Origin of the sequence: Streptomyces sp. WM4235, assembly GCF_001279725.1 — a bacterium.
Taxonomy (GTDB): domain Bacteria; phylum Actinomycetota; class Actinomycetes; order Streptomycetales; family Streptomycetaceae; genus Streptomyces.
The window spans coordinates 1-519 of the sequence record NZ_LGDE01000270.1; the positions used below are offsets into that span (position 1 = coordinate 1).

General features: G+C 67.2%; 1 protein-coding gene. It reads left to right on the forward strand.

Going from position 1 to position 519, the window contains the following annotated elements; all coding sequences use genetic code 11:
• On the forward strand, nt 1-519 hold a 519-nt coding region (locus ADK55_RS19010), incomplete at both ends, for an aromatase/cyclase (protein WP_199826565.1).

A 519-nucleotide genomic window follows, 5' to 3' on the forward strand; every position in this document is an offset into this window, starting at 1 on the left:
CCGAGTTGGCGGCGTTGAAGCGGAACGTGGAGTTCGCCCACGGCGCCGAGGACGTCACCTTCTCCTTCGAGGACACCGTCACCATCGACGGCTCCGCCAAGGACGCCTACGACTTCGTCAACGAAGCCCACCTGTGGTCCGAACGCCTGCCCCACGTCGCCACCGTCCGCCTCACCGAGGACACCCCCGGCGTCCAGACCCTGGAAATGGACACCCGCGCCAAGGACGGCTCCGTCCACACCACCAAGTCCCACCGCGTCACCTTCCCCCACCACAAGATCGCCTACAAACAGGTCACCCTCCCCGCCCTCATGACCCTCCACACCGGGTACTGGACCTTCCGCGACACCGACCACGGCGTCACCGCGAGCTCCCAACACACCGTCACCCTCAACACCGACAACATCACCCGCATCCTCGGACCCGACGCCACCGTCGCCGACGCCCGCGCCTACGTCCACACCGCCCTCTCCACCAACAGCCTCGCCACCCTCAACCACGCCAAGACCCACGCCGAGA